Genomic DNA, 20825 nt, shown 5'->3' with positions numbered 1-20825 from the left:
CCCCGGAAAGAAAGATCGGGTTTTATGTTTTTCGTCGATCTGCTTCGTGACCGGCAACGCCCGCAGTGGCTTTTGTTGAGCGAAACGCCGATCGTGGACGACTGAAACCCGTTATAGCCGCCCGGAGGTCCGCGCGTACCGGGAGCCCCGGCGTCCGGCGTTCTCCGGTGGGTGCGGGACCGTTTTCGGTTTAGAGCGGGTCCGCGGGATCGGAGGGGAGTTGCGCAACCACGAAGGCGAAAACAGCGATCGGGGAACACGTGCACCATCACGGATCCGGCGCCCCGGTTTCCCTGTTCCGGGTGCCGTGCATAACCCTTATCGTATATCATGTGCCGTAAACGAAAAATATTTAACACAATGCTTAAGTTTAGGACATGTAATTGATCTCTAACCAGGCCGGCCTGCCGTAGGGCCCGGCTTCCGGGAGTTATTGCATGAGACGCGACGTATTCCCAAAAGCGAGGGCGATTTCCGGCAGCCTGCTGCCCGGCCATCGTCCTGGTGCTCCTTGCGGCAGCGACGGTCGAGGTAACGGCGACGAGGCGCTATGGCGACCGCGGTGAGCCGTCACCTCGCTGACTCCCGACCTTCTGGTTCTTCATTCAGGTGATATGATGAAAAACAGCTACTTGCATCCGGCCATGCTACCTGGCCTGCTCGCCCGGGACGGACACGCCCGCTGCCATCGGCGGAAAGAGGCGGGGAGGATGGGAATACGACCGGGTATCACAGTGCTCCTCCTCCTCGGCCTCGTCGCCGGTGCGGCGGCGGCCGGGGGCACCCCTGCGATACCCCAGGAGCTCTACGGGGGCGTGATGATTGGCGGCTCCCCCGCACCCGCCGGGACCGTGATCACGGCGACGATCGGGGGTACCGAGTACGGCTCGGTGGAGGTGGTGGAAGCCGGAAGATACGGCGATCCCGATCCGTCCAAAACGAGCCGGCTGCTCGTGAAGACAACTGAAGACCGGGCGGGAGAGACGATCACGTTCTACGTCGACGGGGTCGCCGCCCAGGAGACCGTGGTATTCACGCCCGCGGTAGTGACGGTCCTTGACCTGAGCGTCGCGGGGAGCAGCGGCACCGGCAGCGATACCGACATCGACACTTCAGGCAGTGGCGGCAGCAGCACCGGGACCCGGTACACGCCGACCGCCACCGCGGTGCAGACCCCCGGGCAGGCCTCCCTTGCCACGTCTGCGGCCGGCACCGTGACTGTCAGGACCGCTGACGGGACCGGCGCCGTGACGATCCGGGAGGGCACCGCCGCCCTTGACGCCGACGGCAACCCGCTCGGCGAGGTGACCTGCAGCAAGGTCGCTGCAGCCGAAGTCCCGGCAGCGCCGCCGGGAACGACGGTTGCCGTCGCCCTCGACTGCGGCCCTGCAGGGGCCACGTTCGACCCGCCGGCCGTCCTCACCTACACCCTCTCCGCGGAAGAGTGGGCAGGGATCGGCGACGGCGCGACGCTCTCGGTGATGTGGTACAACCCCGCCTCGAAGGCATGGCAGGAGATTGCCGCAACCGTGGACCCCGCCACGCGGACGATCACCGCAGAGGTCGGGCACTTCAGCATCTATGCCCTGGCCTGGACCGTCCCGGAGACGACGGCGGCACCGGAACCGCAGCAGACCGTTTCGCCCGGGGAACCGTCCTGGCCGCTCGCCGGTATCGGGGCGGTGCTCCTGATCGGCGCCGTCATCGGAGGCCTTGTGTATCTCAGAGGGAAGCAATGATGCCCCTCTTTTTGTATTTTTCCGGGTTGCGCGGTCCCGGTCGCCGCGACCGGACGGATCTACCGGGGCAGGATCTCCGCACGAACGTAGGACCATCGAAAACCCGGAGAAAAATCGAAAACGCGAGTTGAATCCCATGAAACAATCAAGACAGGTAATTATCACGCTCATGGTGTTGCTGCTGGCCGCCGCCGTGCTCTCGGCGCCGGTAGCGGCGGCAAACTACAACACCACCGAACTCCGTATCGCAAAGTATGCAAACGACAAATTGACCGTTCTGAACGAGACGACCGTCGACTACCACTGGCTGGAGGCAAACCTCCCGATCCAGGGAGACGGCGTCACCCGCTACTACCACCAGGGCCCGGTCTTCGAAGGGGAGTGGGAGAAGGTCCACCCCGATGAAGCGTACGACGGCTGGAACCCGGGCGAGGACGTCCGGATGAGCGTCCTCTACAAGGCGGACTTCGGAGCGGTCATGGGGACCGACCTCCGGGACATCTGCAACTACATCGGCGGCGCCGGAGAAGGAGACGCGATCAATATACGCAGCAGCGACGGTTTTTCAAAGAACTACCCGTATTCGATAATCTACGACCCCGACGCGCGCCAGGGCCCGGCCGTCCTCTGCTGGTACAGCGGCAACGGCTCCGGCCCCGACGCGCAGGACCCGCAGGGCCAGGGCTACCCGGACACCGGCTACACCGTCGGCATGCGGATGATCTTCTTCGCCGACACCTCCTCAAACCCCTGGGGCTGGCACGTCTTCGGCAACACCGACATGAAAGAGTGCTGGGATGAAAAATACTGGTGCTACGGCGGCGACTACCCCTCGACTGCCGGAGCCTCCCCCAAGTGGGTCAGCCAGGTCAGGGTTTACAGCCAGGACGATCCCGAACCCCCGGTTGCAAACTTCACCGCGAACGTGACGAGCGGTACGGTGCCCTTTGCCGTCACGTTCAACGACACCTCCATGCCCGTCGCGACCGCGTGGGAATGGGACTTCGGCGACGGCAACACCTCCACCGGGAAGAACCCGACCCACACCTACACCGCCCCCGGCACCTACACCGTCACCCTCACCGCCACGAACGCGGCAGGGAGCGACACAAAAGAGATGAGCGGGATTGAGGCGGCCGGGTCCGGAGGAGACGGCGGCGACGCCGCCGAACTCCGCATCGTGAAGTACGCAAACGACGGAATAACCATCCTGAACCAAAAGACGGTCGACCGCAGCTGGCTGGAGGCAAACCTCCCGGTCCAGGGAGACGGCGTCACCCGCTACTATCACCAGGGCCCGATCACCGAAGCGGCCTGGAAGGAGAGGTATCCGTATAAACAGTACAACCCCTGGAACCCCGAAGAGACCGTCAACTTCATCGACATCGGTGCGGTCAGGGGCACCGATCTCGCCGACATCTGCGATTACGTCGGCGGCGCGAGCGCAGGCGACACCGTCACCGTCAACACCTCCGGCGGCGCCGCGATCGCCTACCCGTATGCAACGATCTACGAGCCCAACCCCAGGCAGGGTCCGGCAGTTCTCCGCTGGTACGACGGCGACGCAGCAGACTACACCTCCAGCCTGCGCCTCGTCTTCTTCGCCGACACCTCCACGAACCCTGATGGCCGGCACGTCTTCGGCAACACCGACATGAAGGTCTGCTGGGGAGAAGCAAACGCCGTCTACAACGACACCCTCCCTTCGAGCGCCGACGCCGCGCCGGACCGGGTCGTCGAGGTGCGGATCGACGGTAGCGATCCCCCCGCGCCCCCGGTCGTATCCTTCAGTGCCAACGTGACCTCGGGCTCGCCCCCGCTCACCGTCCGGTTCACCGACACCTCGTCGGGATCCCCCGACACCTGGGCGTGGGACTTCGGTGACGGCGCGACCTCGACCGAGAAAAACCCGGTCCACACCTACGCTGCTCCCGCGACCTACCCGGCAAGGTATACCGTCACCCTCACCGCCACGAACGCCATCGGCACCAACAGCACGATCGAGGCCGACTGCATCGCGCTGAACGCTAAGGCGGCAGACTTCACCGCAAACACGACCGGCGGGCTGCCGCCGCTTGCCGTCCGGTTCACCGACACCTCCGGCGGCAACCCGACCGGGTGGGCATGGGACTTCGGCGACGGCAACACCTCGACCGAGCAGAACCCGGTCCACATCTACACCCGCGTCGGCACCTACCCGGTCACCCTCACCGTCACCGGCCCCTTCGGGAGCGACACGGTTGTGAAGACCGAGCCGATCGACCAGATCCGGGTGCTCGAGCCCAGGGATATCGGGACCACCACCCTGCGCGTTGCAAAGGTGGCCAGAAACGGCACCGTCTTAAACGAGACGACCGTCGACTACCGCTGGCTGGAGGAGAACCTCCCCGTCCAGGGCGACGGCGTAACGAACTACTACCACCAGTGGTGGATCTTCGATGACACCTACCCGGACCCGGAGGAGAAGAACTGGAACAGCGTCTTCCAGGGCAAAGGAAGGTTCGGCGCCGTGAAGGGCACCGACATCAAGGACATCTGCGACCTCGTCGGGGGCGCTTCCGAAAGGGACTTTATCCGCCTGGACAGCAGGGACGGCTATAAAACAGGGCTCAAGCAGGAATGGGTCTACAACCCCCACCCGCGCCAGGGCCCGGCCGTCCTCTGCTGGTACAACGCGGGCGGCGGTGACGGCCAGGGCGTCGGCTACACCGATACCGGCTACTTCCCGGGCATGCGCCTGATCTTCTTCGCCGACAACTCCACGAACCCCTGGGGCCTGCACATCTTCGGCATCTACGATGCCTACATGGCCTGGGGTACGTGGGAAGACGCAACCACAGGCTGGTCGGCAAAGTGGATCGACAAAGTCGTCATCGAGGTGGACAAATACGCCACCGCCCCGATCGCGAACTTCACCGCCGACGTGACCGCCGGTGAGGCGCCGCTCACCGTCGCGTTCACCGACAACTCGACCGGTGCTGACTCCTGGTCCTGGGCCTTCGGCGACGGCGCGAACGCGACCGACCGGAACACGACCCACACCTACACGGCCCCCGGCACCTACACCGTGAACCTCACGGTCGCGAACGCCGCCGGGAGCAGCAGCGCGACGCGGACCATCGCCGTGACCGGCTCCGGCGATACCGAGCCGGGCGAGACGGACACCCTCACCCTTCATCCGGGCTGGAACTTCGTCTCGACCCCGAAACGTCTCGTTAACGGCGCGAACACCTTTGCGATCTTTAACGGCGTCGATACCGCCGATCACTCGATCCTGCTCTACGACGGCATAAACGGCTGGACGATGGCCAATTCGACGACAACCTTCCGGCCGCTCGACGGGGTCTGGATCTACGCGAACAGGACCTACTCGATCCCGCTCACCTACGCTGCCGACGGTCCGACTCTCCCGCCCGAAAAGAACCTCGAAAAAGGCTGGAACGCGATCGGGTTCTCCGGCACCGAACCCCGGTCCGCGGCAACCTCCCTGCTGTCGCTCGGCGACAACTGGACCACGCTCATCGGCTTCGATACACAGGCCCAGGAGTACGGAGTGTCGATCCTCCGTGGCGCCACCGGCCGCCACGGTGAAGAACGCCCGATGCAGCCCATGCAGGGTTACTGGATCTACATGACCGATGCGGAGACGCTCGCTGCCATCGGAGCCTGAAGGTGAGAAGGTGAAACCACAGCACGGTATTGCACTGGTCCTCCTCATCAGCCTCATCGCCTGTGCGGCGGCGGCGGCCGGGAGTGCACCCCCTGCTCTCCCCCATGAATTCTACGGGAACGTAACGATCGGCGACTCTCCCGCACCCGCCGGGACCGTCATCACCGCGAAGATAGGGGATACCGCGTACGGCTCCGTCGAGGTGGCGGATGCCGGAAGATACGGCGATCCCGACTGGAGCCTGGGGAACCGCCTGCTCGTGACGGCGACCTCCGACCTGAAAGGAGAGACGATAGCGTTCTTCGTCGCCGGGGCGGCAGCGGAGCAGACCGCTCCGTTCACGCCCGGCGCAGTGATCCGCCTCGACCTGTCCGTTAAGGCGCCCGTGACGGCACCGACCGCGAAGTTCACGGCGAACGTCACCTCCGGCCCGGCGCCGCTCACCGTCCGGTTCACCGATACCTCGACAGGGTACGTTACCGCCTGGTCCTGGAACTTCGGCGACGGCGCGAACGCGACCGACCGGAATACGACCCACACCTACACGGCGCCTGGCACCTACACCGCGAACCTCACGGTCGCGAACGCCGCCGGGAGCAGCAGCACGACGGCGGTCATCACCGTCCGGGAGATCGGCGGGGTAGAGATCGTCCGCGGCCCGTACCTCACCGGCACCACCACGACGGCGACCTTCATCAACTGGATGGCGCAGGAGCCCGTCGCCGGCACCGTCGAGTACGCCGACGACGCCTACTACAGCGCAAACGGTGGATACGAGAAATCCGTCGCCGACACGGCAGAAACCGCGTTCCACCGCGTCGCGCTTGAGAACCTCGCCCCCGACACCCTCTATCACTACCGCGTCGCCGCGAGCAACACGACCACGGGCGACCACACCTTCCGGACGTTCCCCGAAGACGGCGGATTCACCTTCATCGTCTACGGCGACACCCAGAGGCCGGCGAACATCAAGCTCGTCGCCGACCGGATCGCCGATGAGGACCCGCTCTTCGTCCTGCACACCGGCGACCAGGTCAACGGCGTCGAGAGCGCGGGCGAGTGGAACGACTTTTTCAGGAACAGCGGGCGGATGCTCGGAAACACCACCATCTACACCGCGATGGGCAACCACGAGAAGAACCATACCGCCTACTACGAGAATTTCGGGTTGCCCCAGCGATACTCCTTCACCTGTTCGGACGCCCAATTCGCCATCCTCGACGACAACAACTGGGTCGATATCAACCGTGAATCCGTCTGGCTCAAAGACGACCTGGATTCAGACGCGGCCTGGAAGTTCGTCGCCCATCACCACCCGCCCTACTCCTCCACCCCCGAACGCACAGGGGGCTGGATCCTCCTGCGCACGTGGGGCGAGACCATGAAGAATGCCGGCGTCTCGGCCGTCTTCAACGGCCACGTCCACGCCTACGAGCGCTACCTCGTCGACGGCATCAACTACGTCGTTGCCGGCACCGGCGCAGGCCCGCTCTACCGGCTCGGCGACGAGAGGCCCGAAGGCTACCAGACCAGCCTCGAGGGCACCCTCGGCTACACGAAGGTCACCCTGCACCCGAACGGAACTGCCGTCGCCGGGTTCGTCAGGGTTGCCCGGCTCTCCGACGACGCCAACGTCCTCGAAGTCTACCCGCCGGGCAGCGTCTTTGAGACCTACACCATGACCCGCCCGCCCCGGGCCGACCTTGCGGCCGTTGGGCTGACCGTCCCCGGCGGCGCAGTCGTCGGGACCGCCTGTAGCGTCAACGGGACCGTCGAGAACATCGGGGATGCCGCCTCCGGCGCCTGCACCGCGACCCTCACCGCAGGCTCCGCCGGGATCGGCACCGCCGCCGTCGGCGCGCTTGCTCCCGGCGAGACCGCGAAGGTCTCCTTCACCTGGACCCCGGCAGCCGCCGGCGAAACGACCCTCGCCCTTGCGGTCGACCCGGCTGCGGAGGTCCCGGACATCAACCGCACGAACAACGCCCGGACCCTCATCGTCACCGTGACCGAATCCGGTGGCGGAGGCGACGCCCCGACCGGCGTGACGATCGTCTCCCCGGCCCCGGGCAGCACCTATGAGATCGGTCTTCCTGTTCAGTTCGCGGCAACCGCCACCGGTGCCGGTCTGACCTACACCTGGGAGACCGGCGACGGCGGCAGCGTCACCGGCCAGGACGTTAACTACACCTACGGCAGGGCCGGCACCTACACCGTCAACCTGACGGTGAGCAACGAGCACGGGAGTTCCTCGGCACAGACCGATATCGTCGTCACCAAACCCGACCCGATCATCTTCAACACCTCCGTCACGGTCTACGCCGACGAGCCGATCCTCGTCGACAACGTCAGCTACGGCGGCAACACGTTCTTCAACATCCTCGCCGCCGCCGGGTACACCTATACCTACGCCGACAGCGACGCGGGCTACAGCGACAGAAAACCGCTCCTGACCCTCACGATGGACGGCGTCACCTACCCGACCCGGAACTTCGGCGACGACTACAAGTGGAAGTTCTACGAGACCATCGGGACCGGTGATGACAAGAAGTTCAAGAAAGCCTTGAACGGCTACATCGCCGGGTCCGGCACCTACTACATCTGGTTCGGCGACACGAGCCAGTTCGGCTCCTGGGACCTCCCGACGGTCGAGAACTCGATCTACGTCGTCGAACTGCACGTCGACCTCCAGCCGACCGGGCCGGTTGCACCGGTCGCGAACTTCACCACTAACGTCACGTCCGGCGACGCACCGCTCGCGGTCGCCTTCACCGACGCCTCGACCGGTGCGGACTCCTGGGCCTGGACCTTCGGCGACGGGGCGACCTCGACCGGGCAGAACCCGGTCCACACCTACACGGCCGCGGGCACCTACACCGTCAACCTCACCGTCACGAATGCCGCCGGGAGCGACAGCGCGACGAAGATCGTCACCGTAACCGAAAAACCCGCCGGCCCCACCCCGGTTGCCGGCTTTGCGGCAAACGTCACGAGCGGCAACGTGCCGCTCGCCGTCCGGTTCACCGACGCCTCAACGGGGAACCCGACTGCCTGGTCCTGGACCTTCGGCGACGGGGCGACCTCCGCCGGGCAGAACCCGGTCCACACCTACACGGCCGCGGGCATCTACACCGTCACCCTGACGGCCGCGAACTCTGCCGGGAGCAGCAGCGCGACCGGCATCGTCACCGTTCAGGAGATCCCGGCGGCACCCCCGCAGGCGGCGGAGAACTTCACCCTCGGCAATGGTGCAGTCAACGTCACTACCGGAGAGGGCGGCGGGCAGCAGGTGACCTTCAACGCCACCGCCGGGACCGGCAACGTCACCGGTAACGACATCCTCCTGCAGAGCGGCGGCCTCAACGTCACCATCCGGACCGACGGGCTCACCATCAACGGCAGCGTATCGACCGGCAACGTCACCGGCGTCCACCTGGAGTCCGCTCCCGTCAACGCCACGGTCGGCAACGCCGGCAACGTCTCGGTATCCTTTGAGGCCGAGATGAACGGCTACAACCCCGCGCTCGGTATCACGGCGTCGATCTACGATCAGCCGGGCGACACGGCGAATACGGCGTTCGTCCTCGCGGCAAAGGACGAGAACCTCGAGATCGTCGGCATCGCCTACGCGGTCTATTTCACCAAGACCAACCTCACCGGGAACGACACCATCTACGATGCCGTCCTGCGGCTGACGGCCTCACCGGCGTGGGTGGACGCCAACGGCGGCGTCGATGCCGTCCGGGTCTTCCGGCTGGGCGACGACGGCACCCGCGAGGTGCTGAATACCACCTACGAAGGGATGGAGAACGGCATGATGGTCTTTAGCGCCGTCTCCCCGAAAGGCTTCTCCGCGTTCGCGATCGGCGCTGTGGCCGGTCCCGCGCCGGCCCCCGCCTCCTCCGGGAGCAGCGGCGGCGGCAGTTCCCAGGCATCGGTCGGTGCGGCAAGCAACCTCAAGATAGGCGATAGCGTCACCTTCCCGATGGACAGGACGGCAATCACGGCGATCGTCCTCACCGCGGACGACGATGTCGAAGAAGTCATGGTGACCGTGGAAAAGGGCTCGCTCCCGCGGGATGCCGAAGCCCCGGCAGGCACGGTCTACCAGTACATCGAGACCAACCTCTACAAAGCGGCAGCCGGGAACTTCAGCGCCCTCCAGCTCCGGTTCGCAGTGCCGACCGCCTGGCTCGCGGGGCAGGGATGCACCGCGAAAGAGGTCGGGCTCTTCCGGCACACCGATGAAGGCTGGAGGCAGATCCCGGTCGAGGTGCTCGGCGAAGAGGGCGGCGACGCAATCTTCTCTGCCGGCGCCGACGCGTTCGGTCTCTTCGCCATCACGGTAACCGGGAAGGCCACCGGCGAACCAACCTCCGGACCCACCGGGACGACGACAACGCCCGTGGCGGGCACGACGACGCTTCCGGCAGAACCGCCGGTCGAAGAGCCGCCCGCCGAAGGATTCCCCGCGACGACGCTGGCCTTCGTCGCCGTTACTATCGTCATCATCGCGGCGGCAGGATACGTCTTCTTCACGAGGAAGTAACCTCACGACGTTGGGTGACGGCGTGCGGGAGTCCCCTCCGGCAGGGGGCTCCCGGTTAACCGGCGTCCAGGACTCCTCCTGCCGGTAACCCCGGCAGGAGGCCGGCCTCCCGAAACAATCGAGTCGTCGCCCTGCCTCCGATCCTCTCCGGGGGTAAAGAGCGGCGTAGACGCAGGTTACGAAAACCCTGATGAGTTATTTAGATTAACAACGTTGAAAAATCGATTAAGTAAACCAAACTAATTTGACTTCCGGGCAACGTATCCCGGCATCGCTTGAAAATCCCATCTACCCGAAGGCGCGAGTTGAATCCCATGAAACGATCGGAACAGGCAATTATCATCCTCGTGGTGCTGATGCTGGCGGCCTTCGTGCTGCCGGCGCCGGTGCTGGCCTCAGGTTACACCACCACCGAGGTGCACGTCGTAAAGTATGCAAACGATGAGGTGACCGTCCTGAACGAGACGACTGTCGACTATCACTGGCTGGAGAAGAACCTCCCGATCCAGGGCGACGGCGTCACCCGCTACTACCACCAGGGCCCGGTCTTTGAAGGAGTCTGGGAAGAGGAGCGTCCCGGCGAACCCTATGATCCCTGGAACCCGGATGAGGGCATCAAAATCAGCATCCTCTACAAGGGAGACTACGGGGCGGTCAAGGGGACCGACATCAAAGACATCTGCGACTACATCGGCGGCGCGAAAGAAGGAGACACGATCAACGTACGCAGCAGCGACGGTTTCAGAAGATCCTACCCTTATTCGCTCATCTACGAACCTGACCCGCGCCAGGGCCCGGCCGTCCTCTGCTGGTACAGCGGCGCAAAAGAGGGGCCCGACGCGGAGAAAGGAAAGGAGCAGGGCCAGGGCTATCCCGATACCGGGTACGTCGCCGGCATGCGCCTGATCTTCTTCGCCGACACCTCCACGAATCCCTGGGGCTGGCACGTCTTCGGCAACACCGACATGAAAGAGTGCTGGAGCGAAGAATACTGGTGTTACGGCGGCGACTACCCTTCGGCCGCCGGCACCTCTCCCAAATGGGTCAACGAGATCCGGATCTACAGCCAGGAGGACCCCCCTGAACCACCGTTTGCCGGCTTCACCGCGAACGTGACCTCGGGCGCTCTCCCCCTCGCCGTCAGGTTCACCGACGCATCAGAAGGCGTCCCGACCACATGGAAATGGGATTTCGGCGACGGGAGCACCTCGACCGAGAAAAACCCGGTCCACACCTACACCGTCCCCGGCACCTATACCGTTACCCTCACCGTCACGAACGCCGCCGGGAGCGACAGCACCGAGAACACGGTGACCGCCGGAGTTGCAGGCTTCACGGCCAGCGTCACGTCGGGCGCCGTTCCCCTGACCGTCGACTTCACCGACGCCTCCGACGGAAAACCGACCGCATGGGAATGGGACTTCGGCGACGGCGAAACCTCCGACGAACAGAACCCGACCCACACCTACGAGACGGCGGGCACCTACGACGTCACCCTGACGGTCGCCTACCCCGCCGGCAGCAACAGCGTAACCAGGGCGAAATACATCACGGCGAGTTCGGGCAGCGTACCGGGTGGCGGCGGCGGGGGTTCCGATTCATCTGAGACCGCCACCCCGGTCCCCGAGAACACCACCGCAACCCCTGATGAATTCGCCGGAGAGATCTTCGAGAACCGGACCTTCCGGCCCGGGGTGCCCGACATCGAAGAGATCGTCATCTCCGCGCCGGAGATCCCGGAAAACCTGACCGTCTCCTGCGAACCAACCGGCCTGCCTGAAGAGGTCCCCGAACCGCCCGGAGAGGTCTACCGGTACTACAACATCACCTCCGGCGGCGCAAACGTCACCGTCAACGAGGCCGTGTTCCGGTTCAGCGTCCCCGACACCTGGATACGGGAGAACAGGATCGATATCGACGACCTCACCCTGTACCGATACAACAGGACCTGGACCCCCCTTAAAACCCGGTGGACCGGCACCGTCAACGGCACCCACACCTACGAGGCCGCTTCCCCCGGCTTCTCCCTCTTTGCAATCTCCGGGAAGAAGGCCGAGCCCACCCCCGCCGCGACGGCGACCCCGGTGAAGACGGCCACCCCCGTAGTCTCGGGTGCGCCGGGAAAAATTGACGGAACCACAGAAAACCCGCTCATGCTCGCCTTCGGGCATATCGCGGCGGCGTCTGCCCCGTTCTCAGGGGTACTCGATGCCGTCATGGCGTTCTTCGCCTTGTTCGGCATCATCCCCGCCGGTTCTCCCCCGGTGCCGGAGCCCGTGCTCGCCCCCGATCCGGTGCCGGCAACACCCGCGCCGGTACCAACCGTCGATATCACCCGGATGCAGTTTACCCTCTCGGTGCTCTCCGACCCGCCGGGCGCGCTCGTCGACCTCGACGGAGAGTATACCGGGAAGACGACGCCGGCAGCCTTTGCGTCGCTCCCGGGCGGCAACCATACCGTCCGGGTGTACACGGACAGCGGCGGACCTGAGGAACGGGCGATCGCGCTCGATCGCGACGACGAGATCCTGATCGAACTTCCGGCGGCCGGAGCGGCCTCCCCGGGTCCGCTCCCTGACTGGAACCAGAACTGCCACGGCGGCGTCTACGTCCAATCGTCCCCGGACGGCGTGGAGATCCGCGTCGACAACTACAAGGCGAACCAGAAAACCCCTGTGGTTATCTACGGGCTGAAGGAGGGGCGGCATACCATCAAGGTGCAGGCAACGAAGATCGCGTTCGAGTCCGATAGAGAGCTGACCTGGGTTGAAAAGAACAGCATAACCCCGGTGACGTTCACGAGCGGCAACCCTGACCTGGTGCGCTCGATCCGTTTCGAGTCGAATGAGTATGCGAGGAAACCCTTCTCGATCAACGGCAGGTACCTGGGCGACCGGCTCCCGAAGAATGTCGATATCAGAGGGGTCGGGGGATCGTACATCACCGTTCGCGACGACAATGGAGGTTACCGGAGTTACAGGATACCTGCCACCGTCGAGTCGAACGATACCGTGAACGCCGCATTCTCCGATGCACCCTGCAGCGTTCTCGTGACATCGGTGCCGTCGGGTGCGGCGATATCGATCGACGGGTTCCGGACAGGCTTTGCCACGCCGTACGTCATCACGAATATATCGGAAGGAAAGCACCTGGCCCTGGTCTCAAAACCCGGGTATATCCCGGCAGAACAGGAGTTCCTCCTGACAGACAACCGTGGGGACGCCTGCGACGCCACGATGAAGGTCATCCTCGAACCCTACACCTGGGGATCGCTTAACGTCTCGAGCACACCGTCGGGTGCCGAGATACACCTCTACGGCCGGGACACCGGGGAGAAGACGCCCCACACCTTCCACTACCTCGGCATCGGCAGTTACACGGTGAAGGTGGTGGGGGAATACGGGTCAAGGACGATCGGGGACGTGACCGTCTTGCCGTATGCGATCGCCGAATGCCATGCAGACCTCCCCAGGGGTGGACTGAAAGATCCGGGGGCTCCGTGAGGAAGCCGCCCCGGAAGTATCCGGCGATCAAAATCCGTATGGTTCGGGCCCCTCTTACGCACGTTTGGGGAGAGTCGAACCATACCCGTCGCCGGATCGCGAACACGGCTCCCCTCCGGGTAACGCACCCGGAAGGGGGACACCCCTCCCGGCAGAGACGCTCCGGGGGTGTGCCGCAGATCGCCGTCGCCGGAAACCGGACGCGGTTTACTTAAAATTAACGTAATTTATATCTTTGCAAAGTAAATGGGAAAATATTTACTCGGGAATAACGCATTCCAGTATATTCATCGAGCGCACCAAAATCCGGAAAGCCTGACAGACGCGAGTTGACCCCCTATGAGACGATTGGAAAAAATTATTATACCCCTTGTGGTGCTGATGCTGGCAGCCTTCGTGCTGCCGGCACCGGTGCTGGCGGCGGAGACGGGGACCACCGAGCTCCGCATCGTAAAGTACGCAAACGACAGAACAACTATCTTAAACGAGACGACCGTCGACTATCACTGGCTGGAGAAGAACCTCCCGGTCCAGGGCGACGGCGTCACCCGCTACTACCACCAGGGCCCCGTCTTCGAAGGGGAGTGGGAGAAGGTTCACCCCGATAAACCCTACGACGGCTGGAACCCGGGCGAGGATGTCAGGATGAGCATCCTCTACAAGGCGGACTTCGGGGCGGTCAAGGGGACCGACCTCAGAGACATCTGCAACTACATCGGCGGAGCCCGGGAGGGCGACGAGATTAAGACCTTCAGCAGGGATGGTTTCACAAAGATATTCCCCTACTCGATCGTCTACGAACCCGACCCGCGCCAGGGCCCGGTCGTCCTCTGCTGGTACAGCGGCGAAGGTTCCGGCCCCGATACGGAGAAAGGAAAGGAGCAGGGCCAGGGCTACCCCGATACGGGGTATGTCGCCGGCATGCGCCTGATCTTCTTTGCCGACACCTCCACGAACCCCTGGGGCTGGCATATCTTCGGCAACACCGACATGAAAGAATGCTGGGACAAGAAATACTGGAGCTACGGCGGCAGTTATCCCTCGACCGCCGGCACCTCCCCCAAATGGGTGAGTGAAGTCAGGATCTACAGCCAGGAGCCCCCGGGGTCCGCCGCCGCAGAGGCGCAGCCCGCCGCCGGAGCCTCGCCGGCACAGGAGACCGCAACGCAGCCGCTCGCCCCCGGAGGTATTATGGGCCCGCTCGCCCTGCTCGGTGTCGTGCTCTGGTCAATCCGATATAAGAAGCAGGGATAAGCATGACGGGACGCTACATACAAAAGATCCTGGTCTGCTGTGCCGTCCTCCTCCTTGCCTGTTGCGTACCGGCGGCGGCGGGCATCCCGGGCGACACGGACGGCGACACCGTCGTCTCGGAGAAAGAACTCGCGACGGCGATCCTTGACCACCTGACCGCCGGTCGTCTCAGCGCGGACGAACTCTCCCTCGCCGCCCACAACAGCCTGCACCTGCCCTACGGACAGCTGGTCGTCGCCGTCGCGGGGGATAGATACCTCATCCCGGCGACAAGTTACATCGACCAGAAAGGGGTACCCGCCGACTCTCTCATCTACGAGGGTCTCGTGACAAAACTCCGCCCGAAGGAGGGCGGACCCAAGGAATACCTCGGCTGGCTCGCAGAGAGGTGGGAGTCTTCGGACGACGCCATGACCTGGACGTTCTACCTCGTCAGGAACGCCGCCTGGCACGACGGCACCCCCTTCACCTCGGCGGACGTGCGGTTCACCTACGAGTACTTCCGGGATCACGGGAACCCCGACGCTCCGGGGGCCGGTGCATACCTGGTGAACTCGGCGATCTTTAAAAATGTCGCATCAGTCGAGTGCCCGGACGACTACACGGTCGTCTTCCACATGAAATCCTGCGCACCGCTCTTCCCGGAGACCCTCGCGACCGGCCCGGGCATCGCGGTCTTCCCCGCACACATCTGGAGGGATATCGATCTCCCTTCCACCTACATCGACACGGCGCATATCGGCACCGGCCCCTTCGCCTACGGATCGACCATCCCCGGCACCCTCTCGAAGGTGACGGCGTATGAAGGCTACCACGGCGAGAAACCCTACGTGCGCGAGGTCGTCACAAAGAACTACGAAGACGAAGACGCGCAGATCCTTGCCCTCAGGCGAGGAGACGTGGATTTCATCAGCGGAGAGTTCGGGCTGTCCCCGAGAAAGGCCGAAGCCCTCAAGGACGCCCCCGGCATCGGCATATGCCGGATCCCCTCGGGCGGACAGGCCTTCGAGGTGGCGTTTACGTCCGACGTCTACCCGGCAACCATACCGGAATTCCGTCGCGCCCTGTCTCACGCCGTGAACCGGGAACGGGTGTGCTGGCTGGTCGGCGAGGGAGCCCGCCCGACGGAGACGGTTTTCCTCCTCCCGGCCCTGGCCGGCGACCAGGTCAACCCCGCGACGAACGGCCTGTTCTCCTACGACATCGCGGAGGCGAAGAGGCAGCTCGCCCGGGCCGGCTTCAACCTGACCGAGGAGAACGGGAGACCGGTTCTCCTCGGCCCCGACGGAAAACCGGTCGAGATCACGATCCCGCTCGCCGGCAAGGCGTCCACGAACGCCGTCGACCAGAAGATCGTGGCCGTGCTCAAAGAGGACTGGGAGGGGAAACTCGGTATACGAATCGTCGAGACCCCACAGGTGGACGACTCGGTCTACCTGGACTGGATTGCAAAGACGGCCGTCCACTTCGACGGCATGCCCGGACGCTGGCATGAAGACATCGACCGCCTGGACAACTTCCAGAGGAGCCCGCTCGGCGAGAACTACTACCACTTCGACAACGAGACCTTCAACGGGCTCATCACCGAGTTGAAGAGCACGGCCGATCCCGATAAAAGGGAGGAGATCGGATTTGAGCTGCAGGAGATCCTTGCCGAAGAGGTGCCCTGCATCCCGGTCTTCTCCCAGGACGCCTTCATGGCCTACCGGTCGGATCGGTTCGTCGGGTGGGACGCCGCCCTGCTCGGCGGCGGCGGGAACATCCGTCTCTTCTCCGAGATCAGACCGGCGAGCGCCGAGGTGGGGCTGAGGGCGTGATCGTTCGCCGGTACAGGCCTCGTCCCCTCCCCTTTCACCAGATCCCCTGGCCATTATCATGAACGGCATATACCTCCTCAAACGGCTGATCACCTCGTTTGCAGCCTTCTGCATCGCCGTGACCATCATGTTTGCCCTCCTCCGTCTCATGCCCGGCGACTACATCACCATGTACCTGGAGGCGATCTACCGGTACGCCCCCCCGGACGTCGTTGAAGCATTCAACCATGTATATGGTCTGGATAGACCAATCCTGGAGCAGTACGTCATCTACCTTCTGGATGCCTTCCGGGGGAACTGGGGATACTCCTTCATCTACAAGGTTCCGGTCCTCACCGTGATCGGCGAGAGACTTGTCTGGACGCTGATCCTCCTCCTCCCGGCAACGATCCTTGCCACCCTTGCCGGCATCGGCATCGGCGCGTACTCGGGCTGGAGACGCGGATCGAAGACCGACATCGCGCTCCTGAACAGTATGATCATCATCCGGGCGATCCCCTCGTACTGGCTCGCCCTCATGATCCTCATCATCTTCGCCTACTACCTCAACCTCTTTCCGCTGGGGGGGTACGTCGATACCGGCGCCCTCACCACCGGGATCGATCCGCTCGACGTGGCAAACCACGCTGTGCTCCCGGTCCTGACGCTCTTCCTCTTCTCGGTGACCGGGACTTATTATCTCATGCGGAGCTCCATGCTCATGACGGCCGGGGAAGACTACATCACCACCGCCAGGGCGAAGGGGCTCGACGAACTGATGATCCTCAGGAAGCACGCCCTGAAGAACGCCATGCTCCCGATGGTGACGCTGATCACGTTCGAGTGCGCGGGCATGATCACCGGGAGCATCTTCGTCGAGACGATCTTCTCCTGGCCCGGCCTCGGGATGCTCACCTACAAGGCCCTCGCCGTCCGTGACCTCCCCCTGCTCCAGGGGATCCTGCTGATCGACACGCTCTTTGTCATCGCGGCGAATATCGCCGCCGACCTGATCTACCCCCTCGTCGATCCGCGTGTGCAGGTGGGTGACGATGCATAAAAAGATCGTCCTTGCCGCAAGCCTCGGCATCGTCTTCGCATACTGTGCGGTCGCTCTCCTGGCCCCGGTGATCGCGCCCTATGACCCTCACGCGATCACGGGCGCACCGCTCTCCCCCCCCGACCGGGACCACCTGCTCGGGACGAACGACCTCGCCCAGGACATCTTCAGCGGGCTCATCTGGGGCACGAGGGCGACGCTACTCCTCGGCTTCGTCGGAGCCGCCATCGCTGTCACCGTCGGCACGGCTGCCGGCATCGTATCGGGGTACTACGGCGGCCTGATCGACGAAGCCGTCATGCGCCTCCTCGACGTGGCGATGACCATCCCGATCTTTCCGCTCCTGCTCATCCTCACGACGTTCTTTCGGCCGGGGATCTACCTGATCGCGGTCCTTATGGGTCTTTTAGGTAGTTTCCAGGGCGTGCGGTTGATCCGGTCGCAGGTCCTCTCCCTGGCGGTCGCCGACTTCGTCGTCGGGACAAGAGCGCTCGGCGCCGGCGACGGCTACATCATGGCACGACATATCCTTCCGGGCGTCCTCCCCCTGGCCGGCGTCAAGTTCGTCACCTCCGCCCAGCACTTCATGCTGATCGGGATCGGCCTCGGATTCCTCGGCATCACGGACCCGAGCGTCGTGGACTGGGGTCAGATGATCAACCGGGCGAGCCAGAACGGGGCGATGATCCTCGGCCTCTGGTGGTGGCTGATCCCGCCGGGCCTTGCGGTGACGCTCATCTCTCTTGCTCTTGCGTGGCTGGGGTATGCCTGCGAAGACGAGATCAATCCGAGACTCCGGGTGATGCGGGTATGACGGCGATGAGCGACGCACTCCTTGAAGTCCGGGGGCTCAAAGTAGGGTTCCCCACTCCGGAAGGGCTGGTCCGGGCTTCCGATACCGTGGATCTCGAGATATACCCGCGGGAGACCCTCGGTCTCATCGGCGAGACCGGGTCGGGGAAGACCGTGCTCGGCATGGCGATCCTTCGTCTCCTCCAGCCCAACACCATCATCGAGGGGGAGATCCGCTACCGCGGCCGCGATCTCCTCTCCCTTCCGGAGGCCGAGATGCAGAGGGTACGGGGGCGGGAGATCGGGATCGTCCTCCAGAACTCGGGGACCTCCCTCAACCCGGTATACACGGTCGGGACCCAGATTGCAGAGGCGGTCATCCTCCACCAGGGGTTGAGCGGGCCCGACGCCCGGCAGCGGGCGGTGGAGCTGCTCGACGCCGTCGGGATACCCGATCCGGTCAGGATGGCCGGGGAGTATCCCCACCGGTTCAGCGGTGGGATGCGGGAGAGGGCGCTCATCGCCACTGCGCTCGCGTGCCGTCCGAACCTCCTCATCGCGGACGAGCCCACGAAAGGGCTGGATGCCGTCACCAAACGGGGGATCGTCGACCTCTTCTCGGAGATCGACCGGGACCACTCCGTCCTCTTCATCACCCACGACATCGAGACCGCAGGAGACCTCGCCACCCGGGTCGCGGTGATGTATGCAGGCGAGATCGTCGAGATAGGCGGGGCGGAAGAGGTCCTCGGGGATCCGGCCCACCCGTACACCCGGGGTCTCCTCGCCTCCCTCCCGGAACGGGGGATGCAGCCGATCCCTGGCTCGGCCCCCTCGCTCATCACCCTGCCGTCCGGCTGCCGGTTCTCGCCCCGGTGCGGTTGCGCGGTCGAGAACTGTAGCAGGGAACACCCCGGACTCGTCGAGGTCGGGTCCGGGCATTATGCACGGTGTATGCTCTATGATTGAGGTTACTGATCTTGAGACCTGTTTCTCGACGGGCTTCATCCGCCGGAGGGTGGTCCGGGCGGTGGACGGGGTGTCGTTCCGGATCGAGGAGGGCGAGACCCTCGGTCTCGTCGGCGAGAGCGGGTGCGGGAAGACGACGCTCGGCCGTTCGATCCTCCGCCTCGTCGAGCCGGACAGGGGCCGGATCGTGGTCGACGGGACCGACGTCACCGCCCTCTCCAGGAGCGAACTCAGGTGTTTCCGGCCGCGAATGCAGATGATCTTCCAGGACGCCTACACCTCTCTCAACCCGCGGATGCGGGTCCGCGAGAGCGTTGCTGAGCCACTGAAGATCCACCGGATGGGGAGCAGGACCGATATCGACCGGAGGGTGCGGGAACTGATCGAAGAGGTGGGGTTGAACGAGGAGCACCTGAACCGCCGGCCCTATGAACTCTCAGGCGGCCAGAACCAGCGGGTGGTCCTTGCCCGCGTTCTCGCTCTCAAACCGAGGTTTCTCGTGGCCGACGAACCCACGTCGGCCCTGGACGTCTCCGTCCAGGCCCAGATCCTCAACCTCATCCGCGACCTCGGGCACGACTACCGCATGACCTGCCTTTACATTTCGCACGACCTCGGCGTCACCCGGGCGATGAGCAGTCGCGTCGCCGTCATGCTGGAAGGAAGGATCGTGGAGATCGGCAGGACCGCCGACGTCCTCGATCGCCCCTCGCACCCCTACACCCGGAGACTCGTTGACGCCTCGCTTACGGGACCCTGTGCATCTCTGGAGAGACTGCCCCTCCCTGCGGCGCCGACGACGGTCGAGGTGCGGTCGGGCCACTGGGTGGAAGAGACGGTGTAACGAACGGCCGGCAGGTCACCGCTTCTTGTGTGCGGCGTACGTGCCGGCAGCAACGGCCGCGGCTGTAAGGGCCGGGATGACCACCCAGGGCGCGCCTCCCGCACTGGTCGGGCCGGGTGCCTGCCCGGCGTCCGCGGGCGCTGCGCCGGTTGCTGCTACCCCGGATCCGACGCTCACCACAGTCGGAGAGATCGCGTCTTCGGTCTTGTCGACGGCATCGATCCACCTCCCGGCAAACGTCCAGGAGCCGGCGGTCTTTGCCTGGACCCGGTAGGTGATCTCGCGCTCATCGATCACCGCAAACGTCAGTGTCTGTCCGGATACGCCGTATTTTTCCATCGGATAGGATGTCTCAAGGAACGCAAAACCCTCCGGTATCGTCTCCACGACACCGCCGACGCTCAGGCTGTCGACCGACAACGTCACCAGAACCTCGTCGCCGACCGGGACCGAAGAGCGGTCAACCTCACGGGAAACGGCGGCATCGTTTGCCCAGACGGGCACGACACAGAATGCGGCAAGGATGAGGATGCAGCAGATCGGCGCCAGGCCCCGGGATACCATCACAGGATTCTCTATCACGGAAATCACCAATTATTAACATTTGTGTTTTGTGAATGGCTTATATTTAATAGAATTGATTCTAATC

The 20825-nt window shown here is 64.2% G+C and carries 11 protein-coding genes; 10 read left to right on the top strand and 1 reads right to left on the bottom strand.

All coding sequences use genetic code 11. The features are described 5' to 3' along the window. Positions 1 to 644 precede the first annotated feature (644 nt). The 10 genes from BRA49_RS08555 to BRA49_RS08510 all read left to right on the top strand — a co-directional run bounded on the left by BRA49_RS08555 (position 645) and on the right by BRA49_RS08510 (position 20176). The gene (locus BRA49_RS08555; protein ID WP_292385180.1) at positions 645 to 1739 is read left to right on the top strand and encodes a hypothetical protein; all 1095 of its coding nucleotides are present in this window, start codon (positions 645 to 647) and stop codon (positions 1737 to 1739) included. Positions 1740 to 1875: 136 nt separating this feature from the next. Next, positions 1876 to 5409 carry a PKD domain-containing protein gene (locus BRA49_RS08550; RefSeq protein ID WP_292385178.1) on the top strand — a complete coding sequence of 1178 codons (3534 nt, stop codon included), beginning with the start codon at positions 1876 to 1878 and terminating at the stop codon, positions 5407 to 5409. Positions 5410 to 5419: 10 nt separating this feature from the next. After that, on the top strand, positions 5420 to 9958 hold the full coding sequence (locus BRA49_RS08545) for a PKD domain-containing protein (RefSeq protein WP_292385176.1): 4539 nt from the start codon (positions 5420 to 5422) through the stop codon (positions 9956 to 9958). Between the two features lie 314 nt (positions 9959 to 10272). Then, positions 10273 to 13461: a PKD domain-containing protein gene (locus tag BRA49_RS08540; protein ID WP_292385174.1), complete on the top strand. Its 3189-nt coding sequence runs from the start codon at positions 10273 to 10275 to the stop codon at positions 13459 to 13461. A gap of 339 nt (positions 13462 to 13800) precedes the next feature. Further along, positions 13801 to 14715 carry an argininosuccinate synthase gene (locus BRA49_RS08535; protein WP_292385173.1) on the top strand — a complete coding sequence of 305 codons (915 nt, stop codon included), beginning with the start codon at positions 13801 to 13803 and terminating at the stop codon, positions 14713 to 14715. A 2-nt stretch (positions 14716 to 14717) separates the two neighbouring features. Further along, complete coding sequence (locus tag BRA49_RS08530; RefSeq protein ID WP_292385172.1) at positions 14718 to 16532, top strand: ABC transporter substrate-binding protein; 1815 nt, start codon at positions 14718 to 14720, stop codon at positions 16530 to 16532. Between the two features lie 58 nt (positions 16533 to 16590). Beyond that, positions 16591 to 17571, top strand: coding sequence for an ABC transporter permease (locus tag BRA49_RS08525; protein ID WP_292385170.1), 981 nt, complete (start codon positions 16591 to 16593; stop codon positions 17569 to 17571). Further along, complete coding sequence (locus BRA49_RS08520) at positions 17564 to 18385, top strand: ABC transporter permease (protein WP_292385169.1); 822 nt, start codon at positions 17564 to 17566, stop codon at positions 18383 to 18385. Before BRA49_RS08525 ends, BRA49_RS08520 begins: the two co-directional genes overlap by 8 nt. Next, positions 18382 to 19332 (top strand): ABC transporter ATP-binding protein, encoded by a 951-nt coding sequence (locus BRA49_RS08515; RefSeq protein ID WP_292385167.1) that lies wholly within the window; start codon positions 18382 to 18384, stop codon positions 19330 to 19332. Before BRA49_RS08520 ends, BRA49_RS08515 begins: the two co-directional genes overlap by 4 nt. Further along, the gene (locus BRA49_RS08510) at positions 19325 to 20176 is read left to right on the top strand and encodes an ATP-binding cassette domain-containing protein (RefSeq protein ID WP_292385165.1); all 852 of its coding nucleotides are present in this window, start codon (positions 19325 to 19327) and stop codon (positions 20174 to 20176) included. The genes BRA49_RS08515 and BRA49_RS08510 overlap by 8 nt, the downstream gene beginning before the upstream one ends. 15 nt (positions 20177 to 20191) lie before the next feature. On the opposite strand, the gene BRA49_RS08505 is transcribed toward BRA49_RS08510, so the two are convergent. Continuing rightward, positions 20192 to 20758, bottom strand: a complete 567-nt coding sequence (locus BRA49_RS08505; protein WP_292385164.1) for a hypothetical protein — start codon at positions 20756 to 20758, stop codon at positions 20192 to 20194. Positions 20759 to 20825 lie beyond the last annotated feature (67 nt).

The sequence above is a fragment of the Methanoculleus sp. UBA430 genome (genome assembly GCF_002506585.1).
In the GTDB taxonomy this organism is placed as follows: domain Archaea; phylum Halobacteriota; class Methanomicrobia; order Methanomicrobiales; family Methanoculleaceae; genus Methanoculleus.
This window is presented reverse-complemented; position numbering and strand designations above follow the sequence as displayed.

Excerpts from the sequence above, each read along its gene's own strand:
- BRA49_RS08520 (WP_292385169.1), top strand. The coding sequence starts at position 17,564 with ATGCATAAAAAGATCGTCCTTGCCGCAAGCCTCGGCATCGTCTTCGCA.
- BRA49_RS08510 (WP_292385165.1), top strand. The coding sequence starts at position 19,325 with ATGATTGAGGTTACTGATCTTGAGACCTGTTTCTCGACGGGCTTCATC.
- BRA49_RS08530 (WP_292385172.1), top strand. The coding sequence starts at position 14,718 with ATGACGGGACGCTACATACAAAAGATCCTGGTCTGCTGTGCCGTCCTC.
- BRA49_RS08540 (WP_292385174.1), top strand. The coding sequence starts at position 10,273 with ATGAAACGATCGGAACAGGCAATTATCATCCTCGTGGTGCTGATGCTG.
- BRA49_RS08555 (WP_292385180.1), top strand. The coding sequence starts at position 645 with ATGCTACCTGGCCTGCTCGCCCGGGACGGACACGCCCGCTGCCATCGG.
- BRA49_RS08525 (WP_292385170.1), top strand. The coding sequence starts at position 16,591 with ATGAACGGCATATACCTCCTCAAACGGCTGATCACCTCGTTTGCAGCC.
- BRA49_RS08550 (WP_292385178.1), top strand. The coding sequence starts at position 1,876 with ATGAAACAATCAAGACAGGTAATTATCACGCTCATGGTGTTGCTGCTG.
- BRA49_RS08535 (WP_292385173.1), top strand. The coding sequence starts at position 13,801 with ATGAGACGATTGGAAAAAATTATTATACCCCTTGTGGTGCTGATGCTG.
- BRA49_RS08515 (WP_292385167.1), top strand. The coding sequence starts at position 18,382 with ATGACGGCGATGAGCGACGCACTCCTTGAAGTCCGGGGGCTCAAAGTA.